This is a genomic window from Novosphingobium sp. BL-S-24 (assembly GCF_055521575.1).
In genome coordinates, this window is sequence record NZ_CM145488.1 from 430,499 (window position 1) to 447,297 (window position 16,799).

Sequence of the window (16,799 nt, forward strand, 5' to 3'; positions counted from 1 at the left end):
CGCCACTCTGCGACGATGCAGCAAAAAGAACTGCGGATCGCCCTGGTCTGCTACGGCGGGGTCAGCCTTGCGGTCTACATGCACGGCGTGACCAAGGAATTGTGGAAAGCCCTGCAGGCGAGCCGCGCCCTGTGGTCTGGCGAGAGCGCTCCGGCGGGGAGCGCTTCGGTGTATCTCGACCTCCTGCGACGGCTGGAGAGCGGCGGCAATGTGAAGCTGCGGATTCTGACCGATATCGTCGCAGGGGCGAGTGCCGGGGGCATCAACAGCATCTTTCTCGCGCAGGCCATCCATTCGGGTCAATCGCTGGAGCCGTTGACCGACCTTTGGCTGGAATGCGCAGACGTCGATGCGCTGCTGGATCCTGAAGCGCGACCCGGGTCGCGTGCGGCAAAGTTCTGGGCCAGCCCGCTTGTGACGTATCTGCTGCATCGCCCCGGCAACGCGGTCAGTGCCAGCGTTGCGCCCGAAGCACGGGCCGAAGTGCGTGAAAAACTGTCCCGCCTGATCCGCTCGCGCTGGTTCGAGCCACCATTCAGTGGAATCGGCTTTTCTCGACTGCTCCATCGCGCCCTGACGGCGATGGCCGAAGCGCCGACCGGCAAACCCCTGCTGCCCGCCGATCACCCCATCGACCTTTTCGTGACCGCTACGGACTTCAAGGGGCATCTCGAGATGCTCCGGCTGCATTCACCCAAACTCGTTCTGGAGAGCGAGCATCGCCTGACGTTCGGTTTCCATGCGCTTGCAGGACGGGAGGGGGGAGATGCTCTGGCGGCCATTCCCGAACTGGTTCTGGCCGCCCGCGCTTCCGCCAGTTTTCCCGGCGCATTCCCACCACTTCGGATCGAGGAGATTGACCGGCTGGTTGCAGAAGAGGAAGCACCCTGGCCCGAGCGCGACACTTTCCTCGCCCGAATCATGCCCGAACACGCCCGCCGAAAGGAGTTGGACAGTGTGGCGCTGATCGACGGATCGGTGCTGGTGAACGCCCCATTCGCCGATGCAATGGCGGTGCTGCGTGATCGGCCTGCCGCGCGTGAGATCGACCGGCGTTTCGTCTACATCGATCCCACGCCCGATCATCTGGGCGCTGAAATGCGGCGTGACACGACATTGCCGGGGTTCTTTCCGGTGATCTTCGGATCCTTGTCCTCCATTCCGCGCGAACAGCCCATTCGCGATAATCTGGAAACCCTTGCCCGTCAGTCCCGCGAAATGGCGACACTGCGCGAGATCGTCATCGCGATGCGGCCGCAGATCGAGGACACTGTCGACAGGCTGTTCGGCCACACGCTGTTTCTGGACAGCCCTACGCCGCGGCGCATCGCGGCGTGGCGGGCCAAGGCGCAGGCCGCTGCGTCGGAGCAGGCGGGATACGCTTACCACGGCTATGTCCAGGTAAAGTTCAGCAGCATCACGGCGATGCTGGCGCGCATGATCTTCAGCGCAGCACCGCAGTTGGAACTTCCTTCGCCCGAGCCGATCCGGCTGCAGTTGATAAATCTGTTGTCAGCGCAAGGCATTGATCGAGCGCAGGGCGTTCGCGACACCAATTCACCCGCGATGATACGGTTCTTCCGCGCCCATGATATCCCTTTCCGCATCCGCCGGCTGCGCCTGCTCGCCCGGCGGGTCACGCAGGAATGGGAGGCGGAAAGCGGCGTGACCGAGGAGGACCGTGACGCGGCGCGATCGGCGATCTATGGTGCCCTCTCGTTCTATATCGATCAGGAGCCGATCGCCTCCCTCGGAGCGGAATTTCCCGGTCTGGCGCGTTCGTTCTTTAAAGACCCACAGGCGGTGGTCGACCACATCGAGCGTAATCGCAACCTCACCGCCATCGACGATGCGGTGGACGAGCGTTTTTCAGAAGCCCTGACAGCGATGCCGCAGGCGCTGCGACGGCGCGTACTGCTCGCCTATCTGGGATTTCCGTTTTACGACATGGTGACGCTGCCCTTGCTGCGAGGAGAGGGACTGAATGAGTTCGATCCCGTGCTGGTCGATCGCATTTCGCCAGAGGACTGCTCGGCCATCCGGTCCGGCGGCACGGGTGAAACCTTGCGCGGCACGGAATTCTTCAACTTCGGCGCGTTCTTCAGCCGGGCCTATCGCGAGAATGACTACCTTTGGGGTCGCCTGCACGGCGCTGAGCGCGTGGTGGACATGATCGCCTCCACCCTCAGCGAAGAACACGCAATCTCCGCCATCGAATTAATGGGATACAAACGCCGCGCTTTTCTCGCTATATTGGACGAGGAGAAGGAGCGGCTCAGCGCCGATCCCGAACTGGTATCTCGCATCCGTCGCGAGGTATTGGCTGGAGGGAGCGCGCGGCAAACCGCCACCGCGTGATAACGAAACATCGGCCCCGAGCCCATGGCTCCGGGCCGATGTCGTATCAGGTCAGATCATTCCAGGCATCTTTGAGCCGGTCGAAAAAGCCCTTCGAGCCCGGACACTCGTCGCCCGTCTCCGTGGCCTGCAATTCCCGCAGCAATTCCTTTTGACGCGCGGAAAGCTTGGTCGGCGTTTCGACCGATATTTCGATCACCATGTCTCCGCGACCACGCCCTTGGAGAACCGGCATGCCGGCTCCGCGCTTGCGCAGTTGCTTGCCCGACTGGATGCCCGCAGGAATCTCCACCTCGATCGCATCCCCGTCAATGCCGGGAATTTCGATCGAGCCACCAAGGGCAGCCGTGGTGAACGTGATCGGCACGCGCGTGAGAAGGGTCGTACCCTCCCGCTCGAATACCCGGTGACGTTTGACGTGCAGAAAGATGTACAGATCACCAGGCGGTGAGCCGAACGGTCCCGCTTCGCCCTTGCCGGACAAGCGGATGCGGGTGCCTGAATCGACGCCCGGCGGAATGTCCACCTGCAAGGTCTGCGGCTTGTCTACCCGACCTTCGCCACCGCACGAACGGCATGGCTTTTCAATGACCTCGCCCCGGCCCTGACAGGTGGGGCAGGTACGTTCGACCACGAAGAAGCCCTGCTGAGCACGCACTTTGCCGTGGCCGGCGCACATGTTGCAGTTCCGCTTGCTGGTGCCCGGTTGAGCGCCAGTGCCATGGCAGGGCTCGCAGCTTTGCGACACTTCAATGGTGATGTCGGTCTGCTTGCCACGGAACGCCTCATCCAGGCTGACCTCCATGTCATAACGCAGATCGGCACCACGGCGTGCCTGCTGGCGACCACCGCCGCCGAAAGCGCTGCCGAAAATCGATTCGAAAATATCGCCGATGTCGCCGAAATCGCCGTTCTGGCCGCCGCCACCGCCCATGCCCTGCTGGAAAGCGGCATGGCCAAAGCGGTCGTAGGCTGCCCGTTTTTGCGGATCCTTGAGGCAATCATACGCCTCGCTGATCTGCTTGAAACGGGTTTCGGAATCCTTGCATCCCGGGTTCTTGTCCGGGTGGAACCGCATGGCGAGACGCCGGTACGAAGACTTCAGAGTCTTTTCGTCCGCAGTACGCTCACACTCGAGCAGTTCGTAGTAATCTATTTCTGTAGCCGACACGTTGTTCTTCCCCTGGGGAACAACCTAGCCGCCACCAGCACGGATTGCACTGGCGACGGCATGGTTTTCATCAGGACTGGTCAGCCCTTGTTTTCATCAACTTCGGAGAACTCGGCGTCGACCACATCGTCGTCGCCAGCCTTGGGTGCTTCAGGCGAAGCAGCCGAAGCCTGCTCCTTTTCATAGATGGCCTGCCCCATCTTCATGGCGACCTGGGTCAGTTCCTGGGCCTTGGCGTTGATGTCGGCAGCATCGTTGCCTTCAAGAGCGGTCTTGGTCGCAGCGATCGCGGCTTCGACTTCACCCTTAAGCGCGGCGTCGATCTTGTCGCCATTTTCGGCAATCTGCTGTTCGGTCGCATGGACAAGGCTGTCAGCCTGGTTGCGAGCTTCGGCAGATTCGCGACGCTTCTTGTCTTCCTCGGCGAACTTCTCGGCATCCTTGACCATCTGGTCGATGTCGGAGTCCGAAAGACCGCCCGACGCCTGGATGCGGATCTGCTGTTCCTTGCCCGTGCCCTTGTCCTTGGCGGACACGTTCACAAGACCGTTGGCGTCGATGTCGAAGGTGACTTCGATCTGCGGGACACCCCGACGCGACGGCGGAATGCCGACGAGGTCGAACTGGCCGAGCAGCTTGTTGTCCTGCGCCATCTCGCGCTCGCCCTGGAACACCCGGATCGTCACCGCCTGCTGATTGTCCTCGGCGGTCGAGTAGACCTGGCTCTTCTTGGTCGGGATCGTCGTGTTGCGATCAATCATCTTGGTCATGATGCCGCCCAGCGTTTCGATACCCAGCGAAAGCGGGGTAACGTCGAGCAGCAGAACGTCCTTGACGTCGCCCTGAAGGACGCCGGCCTGAATGGCTGCGCCCATGGCGACGACTTCGTCAGGGTTCACGCCGGTGTGCGGTTCCTTGCCGAAGAATTCCTTCACGACTTCGCGCACCTTGGGCATGCGGGTCATGCCGCCGACGAGCACGACGTCGTCGATGTCCTTTGCCGAAAGACCGGCATCGGCCAGCGCCTTGCGGCAAGGCTCCAGCGTCCGCTGGATCAGGTCGGCAACCATGCGCTCCAGATCGGAACGGGTGATGGTCTCGACGAGGTGCAGCGGAGTGGTGGCGCCGCCTTCCATGCGGGCAGTGATGAAGGGCAGGTTGATCTCGGTCGTCGCAGTGGACGACAGTTCGATCTTCGCCTTTTCAGCCGCTTCCTTCAGACGCTGCAGAGCAAGCTTGTCGGTCCGCAGGTCCATGTTTTCCTTGGACTTGAACTTGTCGGCCAGCCATTCGACCAGCTTGGAGTCAAAGTCTTCACCGCCAAGGAACGTATCGCCATTGGTCGACTTCACTTCGAAGACGCCGTCGCCGATCTCGAGAACCGAAACGTCGAACGTACCACCACCAAGGTCGTAGACGGCGATGGTCTTGCCGTCCTGCTTGTCGAGGCCATAGGCCAGCGCAGCAGCCGTAGGTTCGTTGATGATGCGCAGTACTTCAAGACCGGCGATCTGGCCGGCGTCCTTGGTCGCCTGGCGCTGCGCGTCGTTGAAGTAGGCCGGAACCGTGATGACGGCCTGAGTGACCGTCTCGCCAAGGTACGATTCGGCGGTTTCCTTCATCTTCTGCAGCGTGAACGCCGAGATCTGCGAAGGGCTGTAGTCTTCGCCGCCCGCGTTGACCCACGCGTCGCCGTTCTTGCCCTTCACGATGGTGTAGGGAACCAGCTCAGTGTCCTTCTTGGTCACCGGGTCGTCAAAGCGGCGGCCGATCAGGCGCTTCACCGCGAAAATCGTATTGTCGCCGTTGGTCACGGCCTGGCGCTTTGCAGGCTGCCCGATCAGACGCTCACCATCCTTGGTGAAAGCGACGATCGAGGGCGTGGTGCGCGCACCTTCGGAATTCTCGATAACCTTGGGCTTGCCGCCGTCCATGACCGCAACGCAGCTGTTGGTGGTGCCCAGATCGATACCAATTACTTTAGCCATTATCCCCAATCCTCACGTCAGTGGGTGACACCGCACGGATCGCCTCCCTTACACAAGGCAAGGCGGCTTGCACGGCTCGATGACGTTCCAAGTCGTCGAGCCGCGATATAGGAGCGGTTTTGCTTGGAACAAGTCTGATGCGATGGCATTAGGCGAGCGATTTTTTCCCAAGCCGAGATCAGCCCATGCCGCCCAGGATTCGCGCCCGTTCTTTCGCCCTTGTCGCCAGCCTTGCCCTGATCGCGACGCTGAGTGCATGCGGCAAGGAGCCTGACAGCCCTACCGCTTCCAACGAAGCGACGCTCTCCGGACCCGATGCTAAGCCGGGCCTGGTCGCCAGCGACGGCAAGCTGGTCCTGCCGATTATCGCCGGACGCCCCGCTGCCGCCTATTTCATTGTGCGCAACAATGGCGCTGAGCCGGTAACGTTAGCGGCGGTGAATATCGCGGGCGTGAGCGACGCCCAGATGCACCAGACCAACGGCGGCAAGATGGCCCCCGTCCAATCGCTCCCGATCGATCCCGGTGCCTCGGTCGTGTTCACCCCCGGCGGACTGCACGTCATGGCGTTTGATCTGTCCGACAAGCTTCAGTCAGGTGGGACGACCGAATTGACGCTGACCTTTACGGACGGCGATAAGCTTTCCATGCCGATAACGATCGAGAAAATGGGTGCGTCCGGTGGAGCAGCGTCGGGCACTGGAGATAACGATCACGATATGAGCGGTCATGACATGAGTGGAATGCAGCACTGACCGCGCTGACCTGCGAACCCGGCGGCGAGCGTTCCCTGACGTCGGGCGAAATCGATTTGGTGCGTTCGGTTTTCGGTGATGCGATCGGCTGTGACCCGGTACGGATCAAGCGCCGGAAATGGTTTCCATTCCAACCTCGCGAGACGGTTATGGCGCCGTGCGGCCATCTCCATTTCCATCCACGAAGCGGATCCTACGTCGCCGATTTCTCGCAGGCTTCATTTCCACTACGTGGCCTGTTCATTCACGAGATGACTGTCTAACGGAAAAGTAACGCACAACGCAGAAGCTGGGGACGTATCCCCGGGAGTTTGTGCGTGACCGATGCTGTTATCTATATCCGCTTCTCGACCAAGCGGCAGGAGAAAGGCTTCTCCAAGGAGCGGCAACTCGAGGAGTGCCAAGCTTTCTGTAAGCGCAAGGGCTGGGATGTAATCCAGATCGTTGAAGATTTGGGGCAGTCCGCATGGAAGGGGCATCACCTCAGCGTCGGCAATCTCGGCAAATGGCGTCGGAGCGTCGATGCCGGCGATGTGCCGGCGGGCACCATTCTCGTCGTTCACAAGCTGGACCGGCTCAGCCGCCTCGAACCGCGCGTTACGCAGCGGTGGATGGAAGACCTTTGCGACTGCGGCATCAAGATCGCCACGGTTGATGGCGAACGCATTTTCGATGACGCTTATCTCAAAGGTCCGATGGCCCTGATGGGCATCATGGAAATCGTGATGCACGCCACAGTCAATCACACCGAGAGCGAGAAGAAGAGCCAGCTCATCTCAGATGCTTGGCGACGGAAGCAGCAGCTCACGCGTCAGGGCAAGGTGCTTTCGGCCAAGCCGCCGGCTTGGATCGAGGTCGCTGGCGAACGGGTCGACAAGGATCACGATAACCGCCGCTATGAACTGATCCCCGAGCGCGTGGCCGTCCTGAAGCAGATATACGAATGGGCGGCGGACGGGATAGGCTATTGGGGCATTGCGAAGCGCCTGAACGATAACGGCGTTCCGAGCTGGGGCAAAGGCCGCCAGACCACGACTCGCAAAGGCTGGGGATGGAGCTACATCGGCATTCTGCTCAAGCACCCCGCCGTCGCGGGTGAATATCACCCTGCCCATGTGACAGAGAGCGGCAAGCGCCGGAAGACCGGCGAGCGGATCGAGAATGTCTTTCCTCGCGCGATTGATGCCGATTTGGTCGCCCGCGCTCGTGCCAGCGCGTCGAAACGATGGCAGACCCGTTCGGGGCGATATGCGCCCTACGCTCGCAACCTGTTCTCCACCCTCGTCCGCTGCAAACATTGCGGAGGGTTGATGGCGATGCGCGGGCGCGCGAAGAAGGATGGCGGATACTCCTACCTCCAATGCGACAGCGCCGCCCGCCACACCGGCTGCGAATATAGCCAGTTCTTCAACTACCGCATTTTCGAGCGGGCCGCGCTCGATGCCATGCTTCACCTCGCGTTGGACGAGAGGTTCTTCCAGCGTGAAGACCTGTCCGGGCCGCTCGCCATACGGCTCGCGGAGCTGAACCGCGCCATCGAGAACAAGAAGGCCGAAGCCAAGCGGCTGGTCAGGAAAATGGCGAAGTTCGATGACGACGATCAGGACGAATTTGACGAGGAACTTCGGGCGATAAAGCGAGAGCAGCGTGAGCTGGAGGCCGAGCGCGTCCGTGTGGAACGCGATCTGGAAGCAGCGCGAGGCCGGCTGGCGCCGAACGTCCACCTTCAACGAGTATGGGAGGTGCGGGGCGCTCTCGGAGACGACGCTGACATAGAAGCGATGCGCGATGCCCGCCTCAAGGTGCGCGAGGCTATCCGAAATGTCGTCGACGTGGTCTGGTGCGATCCGGTCGACAAGGTTGGCGACCTCGAAGTGCGGACGCTCACCATTCTCCTCGCTGGGGGAGCGGCGGGCATCAGGTTCGACAACGAAGGCAACACAGTCGGGACGTTCAATTTCCTTCCTGAGCTGGCTGCCGGCGGCCAATGCTACACGCTCCGGGACGGGACGGTTGTCACCACAAACGCCGAAACGTTGCGGAACGCGTTGCTGAACCAGCCAATTGCTCCGACAGCTACTGACGAAGAGGCGGAAGGGGCGCTTGCCGCTCGACAAGAAGCGGCTGACCGGCTGAACAACGCCCTCAAGCGGAGCAAGCGCAAACGCGCAGCGTGAGCCCCTGCGAGGGGTCACACAGGGTCAGAGGGAGCATCGCGTTATTTGATGCGCCCTGTGCCCCTCTCGCCCCTCAGCGGGGCGCTTTCCCCCGGGTGTGTCTCGGACCGACATTATTTGACGGATCAGCCGCACGGCGCTTGATCGAATGGCCTCAAAAGGAGGAAGGCAGGATGAGGCACGAATATCGGGATCGCAGCGGCATGTTGCGCGGTTGGCGTGAACGGTCAGGCAACCGAATAGACGGGCGCGACCGAAGCGGATATCTGGTGGGATGGTTTGATCCGGCCCGCGACGAGACGCGGGACCGGTCGGGGCGATTGGTGGGGCGCGGCGACCTGCTCGCATCCCTCGTCTGGAACGCGTAACCGCAGTCGATGCTAACGTGGCCAGATGGCAGAGGCATCTTGGAAAAGCGTCTCGGCGCGTGCCGCGATGCTCATCTCGTCCCAAGTCTCGTGGCCCTCCAACAGCCGACGATTGAGTTCCAAACGGGTATGCTTCCGCAAGGCTTCTGACTTTCCGCCTTTCGCTTCGGCATGACGCCATGCTGCGTTGGAGAGGGACGGGTTCAGCTTGCCGGCGACGAGTGTCAGATTGCCGATGCCGTGAAGCGCAAGCTCCCGTTGCTCAGGCGTGATGCCTTCGGCCAGAGGCCAATGTTCATGCCACGATTGCGGCAGGATGTGCTCGATCTGGAGCTTGGACCAATCGAACGTCATCAACGGCTCCGCCAAATGGGCGTTCGACTGATAGAAGTGCTCCAACGCGCGCAGGACCATAACGACACGCTCTCGCCGCAAGCCCCCGTAGAAGCGCCGACGCAGCCATTCCAGGCGGAACAGCTCGTCGTTGGGCCATGCGTCTGTGCCGGCTTCGGAAAGAAGCTGCTCTTTTAGCAAGTCCGCCAGTGAAACGCCTTCAGGGGCCTCAGCCAGGATTTTGTGAAGCCGCAGGGCCAGCGTGCCATAGCCGCGCGTCTGGTAGGCGCAGATCATCCGGCGAACGAGATAGCTCTCCAGCACCATGCCCAGCCGATCCAACTCTTTCGGATCGGCTTCCAGCCGGGCCATGACGTCGAGCAGGAGCGGCTGAAAGACGATCAGGTCCATCGCCTTTAGGCGCTGGAGGAACAAGTCGAAGCGCGTATCGTCGGAGGGCTTGTCGATCCGTTCAAACCGATCTGCGTCCTCGCGAATGCCGCGCATGAACGCCTCGACATCAATTCTGCCCGTCGGCGAGGCCGATTTGAGCTTGGCGGTATGCCGAAGGAACCGGTCATAGAGATGCTTGGCGGAGACAATGTTGCCAGTCTCCTTGGTCAGCCAATTTTGAAGGAAGGTGTCCACGCGTGCGCGGGCGGCATGGCCCGTGCCGACGCGCGCACGCCAATACGCATGTTCGCGGTCGAATGGCCGCCAGTATTTCTCATAGAGAGGAGCGGGATCGAGCTTCTGCCGTGCCGCCTCCCACAGCAACCAATTCTTGATGAGGTCCGCAGGCAGGAGCGGCGTGCCATGAGCATTGAGCGTTTCGAAGATCGCCTGCGGCTCATCGTTCGGGTCGAGGTCGAGAACGATCAGCTTGAGGTAATCTTTGAGCGCGGCGGCGAACCGTTGGGCACGCTGGGCCGGATCATCGCCCGAGAGATACCCGGCGAATACCTCGCGGAAATAATGGTAGGCGTCCGCCATCCTTCCGCCGCTGCCATTCACGCCGTTCACAGGCGATGCGTCGAGCACTCTCTGAAAGGGTTCACGGTCCTCGTTGGTGGGCCAAACCTTGTAGCGTTCCACGCCTTCGGCGAGGTTTTCCGTCAATGACGCGATCTGGCGCATGGCAAGACTGACCTTAGTCGCGTCGCCGTTCGCCGTAGCGGCGGCATCGTCGAGCGCATGTTCCGCGGCCTTCAATACGATCTGGAGCGTCGTGAGCCGCTGCTGTCCGTCGATGACTTCCCGCCGGGGAAGACTGCCAGTGGCGTTCTGGACCTGCTCGAGAACGATCGTTCCGAGGAAATGGCTCGCAACAGGCGCGTCGCCAATCCGATCCTCAAGCCGCTCTAGCAGCCCCGCAATATCCTCCCAAAGCGGCTCCCATTGATCCTCGCGCGTCCAGACATAGGGGCGCTGAAAGAGCGGAATGGTGTGGCGCGTCTGCGCGCTGAACAGCGTGGAGATGGAGATATAATTCGGTTGCAAGGCCCCCGCCCTTCTTCACTGATTGGCCGTATCAACAATGCCAGACTTCGGATCGAAGTAGCAGCGGGTTATTGAACCATCCTGAATACGCCGCACAACCTCCGTCACATGATCGGGGGTGGCGAAGAACCATTCGCGCGGACGGACGACGCGGCCGAACCTGTCCTTGATCTCAATATCGGCGCGCACGGGATCGAAGAACCGGTGGAGCAAATTTTCGAGCCGGGTCCGGTTGACATTATATAGCGTGAAGCTGGTGACGATCGCCGCCGGCGCCAACAGGAACGTGGGATCGTTGATCGCATCGGTAACGCGGCGGTGAACATCGCCGCCGGTCACGCCAATCTTTAGCATCCGGGGCGCGTGCTGCGCGATATGCTCGTCCTTGGAGAGCGTGCGGGCGACATAAATGTGACCCGTCTGAACGTCGCCCTCGTCCGGTTCCGGCGTGAAAAGCGGCCCAGCAACAGGGTCGGTGATCCGCCGACCGTTCTCGTCATTGTATAGGAGCGATGCGAACGAGCGGAGCAGCGGGTCGCTCTCGGTGCCATTGTCGTAGATGACGCGGAGGCGGCGATTGCGGTTCCCGAGCCGGTCCTGAAAGACCTCGCCAGCTTGGGCGACATAGGCGATCATGCCCTTCTGAATGAAGAACTGGCCCACGTCGATTTCCTGCTCGCGCGCGAACTTCCGTGCCTCGCGCCGTCCAGCGCCGAGATCCACGGCGACTGCCTCGAACAACGGCCGGAACCGCTCAAAGTCGTCGCATGGCTTGCGCGAGCCAATATAGTCGGGCTGATCGTGAACCTCACGCGGCTGAACGTGCCTCAGGTCGAAGATTGGATCATCCTCAAGCAGTTCGTCGCCAAGGATGTCGTCGATGCTGGCGGGTGGCTCAGGTTCCTTCGGGAGCAGAAGCGCACCGATTGCGGGATTACCGGATAGCCGCTTCGCCTTGGTGGCGAGAATGCGTTCCGCGATCGGTGTGCCCGGTTCACTGGAGGGTGGGCGACCGGTGCTACCAACGAACCGCTCAAGTTCCGCCAGCACCTGTGCGGTTTCACCTCCCGCCGTCGCGGCGGGACGAACATCAACTTCGAGCAGCCCGAACTCGTCATCGCTGCCCAGAACCTCGTCAAGGCTCGGACGTGGCATCAGCTTGCTGCCTCGACCACTGCATCGAGCTGCCGCCGACGCTTCGCAGCTTTCAGCCATTCCAGCGCGGCGCCAAGCCGCTTCTCAAGCTCATTGTTGGAGGCGGCATTGGGCGGTCGGCCGTGCTCCTGACGGAACCGCTGAATGCGCGGCCACAGCGCCAGCGCCTCCTCTTCGGTCATGCTGACGCGCTGACTGGCGATCGCACCATGAATTTTCGCCAGCGTCGGCGCGTCCATCTGCTTGGACAGCACCTCGTAGGCTTGCTGGAAAGGATTGATGCTGTCGATCAGATCAATGCTCAGGTCCGTGACATTGATGAAGCGGCGCACCATGTCGAGGAACTTGGTCGCGCCGTTCTGACCTGCATCGGGCGCACCGGCGTCATAGTCGAGCCGACCTTCGGCGACACGATTGCCCGATCCGCCTTCCAGCTCCAGCCGGTTTACCTCGGCGATTACGGCCATGCCAGCGAGCAGATGCTGGCGCACCTCCTCAACCTCCTCCGGCGCAAGGTGCGGATATCTTTCCTCGATCACCTTCGGCACGAGCACCTGATTGACCACCTCCGGGGCAGTCGCATCGTCGGCGACGGCGCGCGCCGCAATGCGCGGGTCCTGGCAGACATTGGCGAGCAGGTCGTTCAGGTCCTCCTGCACGATCATCCGCACGCGGTCGGTCGAGGGCTCTTTCAGGCCCTTCACGGCGATATGAACTTCGCCCGTGTCCTCGTCCACGAACATGCCGGTTCCTCTACCTCCGCTACCGAGATCGTGGGGTGGCTCGTCAGGGCGAGGATGGAAGCGGAAGCGCGGAGCCATCACCTGTTCCATGAGCATCGAGGCAGTGATCGCCTTCAGCATGTCGTTCACGGCCGTCACAACCGCGCCTAGCTCGGCCATGGGTTCGGCGACGAGGTTCGTAAACTGTGCGTGCGCCTTGTTCGGAGCATCGCGAGTTGCGCGACCAATGATTTGGACGACCTCGGTTAACGAAGCTCGATATCCGACCGTCAGCGCGTGCTCGCACCAAATCCAGTCGAAACCCTCTTTTGCCATACCCAGCGCGATAATCATGTCTATCGCATCGCGATCCTTTGCGCGGCGGAGCGAAGCCACGACCTTTTCACGGGCTTCCCCATCATCGACGAGGTCGGCAATTCGTAAAATGGCCCCGTTGGACCTCCGAACCAGTAAAAAACCGGTGTCTGGATCAGTTCTCTCGTATTCCCCAAGCAAGCCGATGATGTGGTTTACTTGCTCATATTTCGTCATTGGCGGTGATTCCGCCGCATTCACATTCGGTATGTGGATAATCGTTTTCTTGTCCGGATCGAGCACTTCACCGATCGAAGCGAGATAACCCGTGCGATCAACGCTGCGGTAAAAATGATAGCCAATGCCGAGTGTCTTCAGGTATGAATAGCCGTCCAACTGCTCGTAATAGGTGTAGGTGACGCGATCGAAACGATCCTCGTCCTCCGGCCGCATCACCGCGATCTGGTCGCCCCGGAAATAGCTGCCGGTCATCGCGACGATATGAATCTGATTGCGTTCGAGAAGCCCGCGCACCAGCTCGCCCAGGCGATTGTCCTGATCGGCGGCGGCATGGTGAAATTCGTCGACGGCAAGCAAGCAGCCGTCGAAGGCTTCCGCGCCGAACCGATCATAGGCGAAACGCAACGTGGAGTGGGTGCAGACGAGCGTGCGATCCTCACTGTCGAGGAATGCCCTGAGCGCATCGACCTTTCCACGCGCGCCGCCATTCTCGTTGACGCAGAGGTTCCAGCGATCCTCCACATGCCAGTCGGTGAAAAAGCCGTGCTGGCTGAGAGGTGCCGGATCGAAGGACGCACCGATCGAGCGTTCCGGCACAGCGACGATCGCTTTGGCGACGCCCTGATGATGGAGCTTGTCGAGCGCCACGAACATCAGCGCGCGCGATTTGCCCGACGCTGGCGGAGCCTTGACGAGCAAATTCTGGGCGTTGCGCGCCTTCCACACACGCGCCTGCATCGGGCGCATTCCCAGCTCGTCGAGCTTCTGACTGGCCCCGGATCGGCCATAGCGGACCTCGACGACATTGGTCATGCGGCTTGTTCCTCAGCATCAAGATCGAACTCGGGCGCGACTTCCTCTCCGCGTTCGGCGGCAATCATTCGCGCATAGCGGCGGAAAAGATGATTCAGACGGTCGGCATCGCTCCGGAATGGGCGGTCGGAATAAATGCGCTCCAAAGCCTCATCGTTATTACGATGCGCTTCGCGAAGAGCTTGCGGCATGTCCTCCGCATCATACAGCTCAGCGATCGTTCCCCCGAGTTCCGCTCTCATGACGAGGATGTTTTCCGCGCATTCCGTCAGTCGCTCGCGTTGTGCCGGGCTCAGGTTGGGGACAGGAAAGGTGTGCCAGCCCATCGTATTCGAATAGCGAAAGCGGGTTTCCAGTTTGCCGCAAACCGCCTCTATCCAGAGAAGGTGTAGCCGCGATGCGATCAAGCTCATCGTCCAGAGCGGAGCGTCATAGAGCGCGAACGCATTATCGGAGATGATTTCGCCGTTTGTGAGATAATCGACAGGGAGGAAGGGGCGGGCCTCCGATGAAACTTTCGGCACCACAACCGTGTTCTCGCGGGATACGCCTTGGATTTGCTTGAACCGATGTGGGTATGCGGCAAACGCTTTGGTTGAGGCGGCGGGGCTTGCCAATCGCATCGCGCGAACGCCTTCCAACCGCGTACTTATCGCGGATATCTGCGCGGCTGTCTCTGCATCTTCGTCCTCGATCCAGAGGCAGTATCTTTCGATGCCGCGTATTGCCTCCTGCGATCCCACGAACCGTCGAATGAACTGAGCCGCCTCGGGGTGTTGGGACAAGAGGGCCTGCCGCTCCTCAGGAAGGAGCAACAGATGTCCGCCGTCCTTGGGCATATTTCCCAAGCTCATCGCTGGGAGTCCAGACAAGGGAACTCGCCGTGGTTCGATAAAAATCGTGGCTGCGGGAAGGAGATACTGATTGATACCCGCACAACGCTTGGCATTGAGGCCGTCGAACAGGATTGCCTCGTCCGAATGACCCTTTCGGAGCCCAACGACTACGCATGTCACTCCGGCATTCGCCGCAGCATTGTTCACCCATTTGAAAGAGCGATGAGCAAAGCCGATCTCGACACCTAAGCCGAACAGATGGGGCCATAAGATGGTCGCATGTTCGCCTTGGCAGATCGAGTTGGTTGAAACGAACGCCACCTTTGTTCGTCTATCGCATATTTCTGCTGCTTTCAGGAACCAGCACGAGATGTAATCAAGTGAACGCCAGCTATCAGTGTAGGGGGCCGCAACTGCTTCTATGTCCCCCTTCTGCTCATGCGTCTGCCGATTATAGCCGAGGTATGGGGGATTGCCGACGAGGTAGGTTTCCACTTCTCCGTCAGGCACCGTTTCGGTGCCATGAACATCAGTGATGGTGGCGAGGTCGAACAGCTTTTGTCGATTGCGGGTGATGGTAGGCGGCGGGCAGACTTCGCGCCAATCCACCCGGAGCGCGTTATCGCAAACGATGTTGCCGCTGTCGGTGAGTGGGAGCGCGGGCGGGGCAGAACCGAACACATCCCTATGTGCCCGGTCCATCTGGTATTTGGCGATCCAGAGCGACAGCTTCGCAGTCTCCGCCGCGAAGTCGCTGACCTCGATGCCGTAGAAGTTGTGAAGCTCGATATGGCTCCAGATGCCCGGCGCGTGCCCTGTAAGGGCGCGCAGACGATCCAGCACCTCCCGCTCGATCTTCCGCAGCTCCTGATAGGCGATGACGAGAAAGTTACCCGAACCGCACGCGGGATCGAACACGCGGATTTTCGACAGACGGTTGAGCAGCCCCTTGAGCCGCGTCTTCTCGCGCGAGGCGTCGGCAAGCGGCGGACGCAACGCTTCCGCACGCAGCTCGTCGAGGAATAGCGGGTCGAGCACCTTCAAGATGTTCGGCACCGACGTGTAATGCATCCCGGTTTCGTGCCGGTGTGCCGGGTCAACGATGACCTGGATCATCGAGCCGAAAATGTCGGCGTTGATCTCGTTCCAGCGCAAGCGGGCTGCGTCCCCGAGAGTTCGATAGGCTGTCCGGCTGAACCTCGGGATCTGGATTTCGCCCGCGAACAGGCCGCCATTGACCCACGGAAAGTCGTCTGCCCATTTCGGCAGGTCGCCACGCTCGCCCTCGCGCTTGCTCATCGCGGTGAACAGCAAGGTCAGCACGCGAACCATTTCCTCGCCCGCCTGCCCGCCATGTTCATGGATCGCGCGCGAGAACTGGTTTTCCTTCGGCAGAATACCGGTGTCTTCGGCGAACAAGCAGAAGATGATCCGCGTCATGAACAAGTTCATGGTGTGACGCATGTCATCGCCAGCCCACTCAGGGTTCTCGGTGATCAGAGCGTCGTATAGACTTCTAAGCCGGTTCGCGGCCTTGACGTCGATCGGGTTTTCTTCGGCCGCTTTGTATCGCGCGTAGCCGGCGAGCGGCAGGAAGAACCCGAAGCGGTCGCCCAGCTCGTCAAAGCGGCAGAAGATCGTATCATCCGCTTTAAGGTCCCGCGCGGCGAATTCATCGCCATCGGTGGCGGCGATGAACTGGACGCGCTGGCTCGTGGTTGCGCGGCTCGCCTGTAGCTGTTCCAGCGCCGTTTCGACCTGGCCGCGCGCGCAGATGAGCAGATGGAGCTTCTGCCGCCACAACACGCCACCTTCTATATCGGAAGCGTTCTGCGAGCCGTTCCGGATACGGGTGACCGTCGCCGGCGGAGCGTCATAAGCGGCGATGAAGTCGTAGGGGAAGCTCTCGGAATTGAACGGCGCAGCCGCTATCCGGCTGACGGCTTCCTCAATGTCGGCAATATACAAACTCAACCCCCAGCGTGACGATCCCGGCGGCGTGCGGGCGCGCGGCCGGTTCGTGATCCGTTCTAGGGGCAAATCGTAAATCTTTGAAGTGAAGATGACG

At 60.9% G+C, this 16,799-nt stretch carries 10 protein-coding genes; 4 read left to right on the top strand and 6 right to left on the bottom strand.

The features are described 5' to 3' along the window. The first annotated feature begins 15 nt into the window (after positions 1-15). Positions 16-2,358: a patatin-like protein gene (locus ACZ1JM_RS07220; RefSeq protein WP_465134159.1), complete on the top strand. Its 2,343-nt coding sequence runs from the start codon at positions 16-18 to the stop codon at positions 2,356-2,358. A 46-nt stretch (positions 2,359-2,404) separates the two neighbouring features. Here the strand turns inward: ACZ1JM_RS07220 and dnaJ are convergent, their stop codons facing one another. Both dnaJ and dnaK read right to left on the bottom strand, forming a co-directional pair. Further along, positions 2,405-3,529, bottom strand: a complete 1,125-nt coding sequence (dnaJ, locus tag ACZ1JM_RS07225; protein WP_465134160.1) for a molecular chaperone DnaJ — start codon at positions 3,527-3,529, stop codon at positions 2,405-2,407. An 80-nt stretch (positions 3,530-3,609) separates the two neighbouring features. After that, a complete protein-coding gene (dnaK, locus tag ACZ1JM_RS07230; RefSeq protein ID WP_465134161.1) occupies positions 3,610-5,517 on the bottom strand; it encodes a molecular chaperone DnaK in 1,908 nt (635 codons plus the stop codon). 185 nt (positions 5,518-5,702) lie between these two features. Between dnaK and ACZ1JM_RS07235 the strand changes: the two genes are divergently transcribed. The 3 genes from ACZ1JM_RS07235 to ACZ1JM_RS07245 all read left to right on the top strand — a co-directional run bounded on the left by ACZ1JM_RS07235 (position 5,703) and on the right by ACZ1JM_RS07245 (position 8,817). Further along, entirely contained in the window at positions 5,703-6,272 is a 570-nt protein-coding gene (locus ACZ1JM_RS07235; protein WP_465134162.1) for a copper chaperone PCu(A)C, read from the top strand. Positions 6,273-6,589: 317 nt separating this feature from the next. Continuing rightward, positions 6,590-8,449 carry a recombinase family protein gene (locus tag ACZ1JM_RS07240; RefSeq protein ID WP_465134163.1) on the top strand — a complete coding sequence of 620 codons (1,860 nt, stop codon included), beginning with the start codon at positions 6,590-6,592 and terminating at the stop codon, positions 8,447-8,449. Between the two features lie 173 nt (positions 8,450-8,622). After that, a complete protein-coding gene (locus ACZ1JM_RS07245) occupies positions 8,623-8,817 on the top strand; it encodes a hypothetical protein (protein WP_465134164.1) in 195 nt (64 codons plus the stop codon). 12 nt (positions 8,818-8,829) lie between these two features. Here the strand turns inward: ACZ1JM_RS07245 and ACZ1JM_RS07250 are convergent, their stop codons facing one another. Genes ACZ1JM_RS07250 through ACZ1JM_RS07265 form a run of 4 tightly spaced genes read right to left on the bottom strand, consistent with a single transcriptional unit; the run spans position 8,830 to position 16,705 of the window. After that, complete coding sequence (locus ACZ1JM_RS07250; RefSeq protein ID WP_465134165.1) at positions 8,830-10,650, bottom strand: DUF262 domain-containing protein; 1,821 nt, start codon at positions 10,648-10,650, stop codon at positions 8,830-8,832. 15 nt (positions 10,651-10,665) lie between these two features. After that, positions 10,666-11,805 (bottom strand): GIY-YIG nuclease family protein, encoded by a 1,140-nt coding sequence (locus tag ACZ1JM_RS07255; protein WP_465134166.1) that lies wholly within the window; start codon positions 11,803-11,805, stop codon positions 10,666-10,668. Then, positions 11,805-13,895, bottom strand: a complete 2,091-nt coding sequence (locus ACZ1JM_RS07260) for a DEAD/DEAH box helicase (RefSeq protein WP_465134167.1) — start codon at positions 13,893-13,895, stop codon at positions 11,805-11,807. Before ACZ1JM_RS07260 ends, ACZ1JM_RS07255 begins: the two co-directional genes overlap by 1 nt. Beyond that, positions 13,892-16,705 (bottom strand): class I SAM-dependent DNA methyltransferase, encoded by a 2,814-nt coding sequence (locus ACZ1JM_RS07265; RefSeq protein ID WP_465134168.1) that lies wholly within the window; start codon positions 16,703-16,705, stop codon positions 13,892-13,894. Before ACZ1JM_RS07265 ends, ACZ1JM_RS07260 begins: the two co-directional genes overlap by 4 nt. Positions 16,706-16,799: the final 94 nt, after the last annotated feature.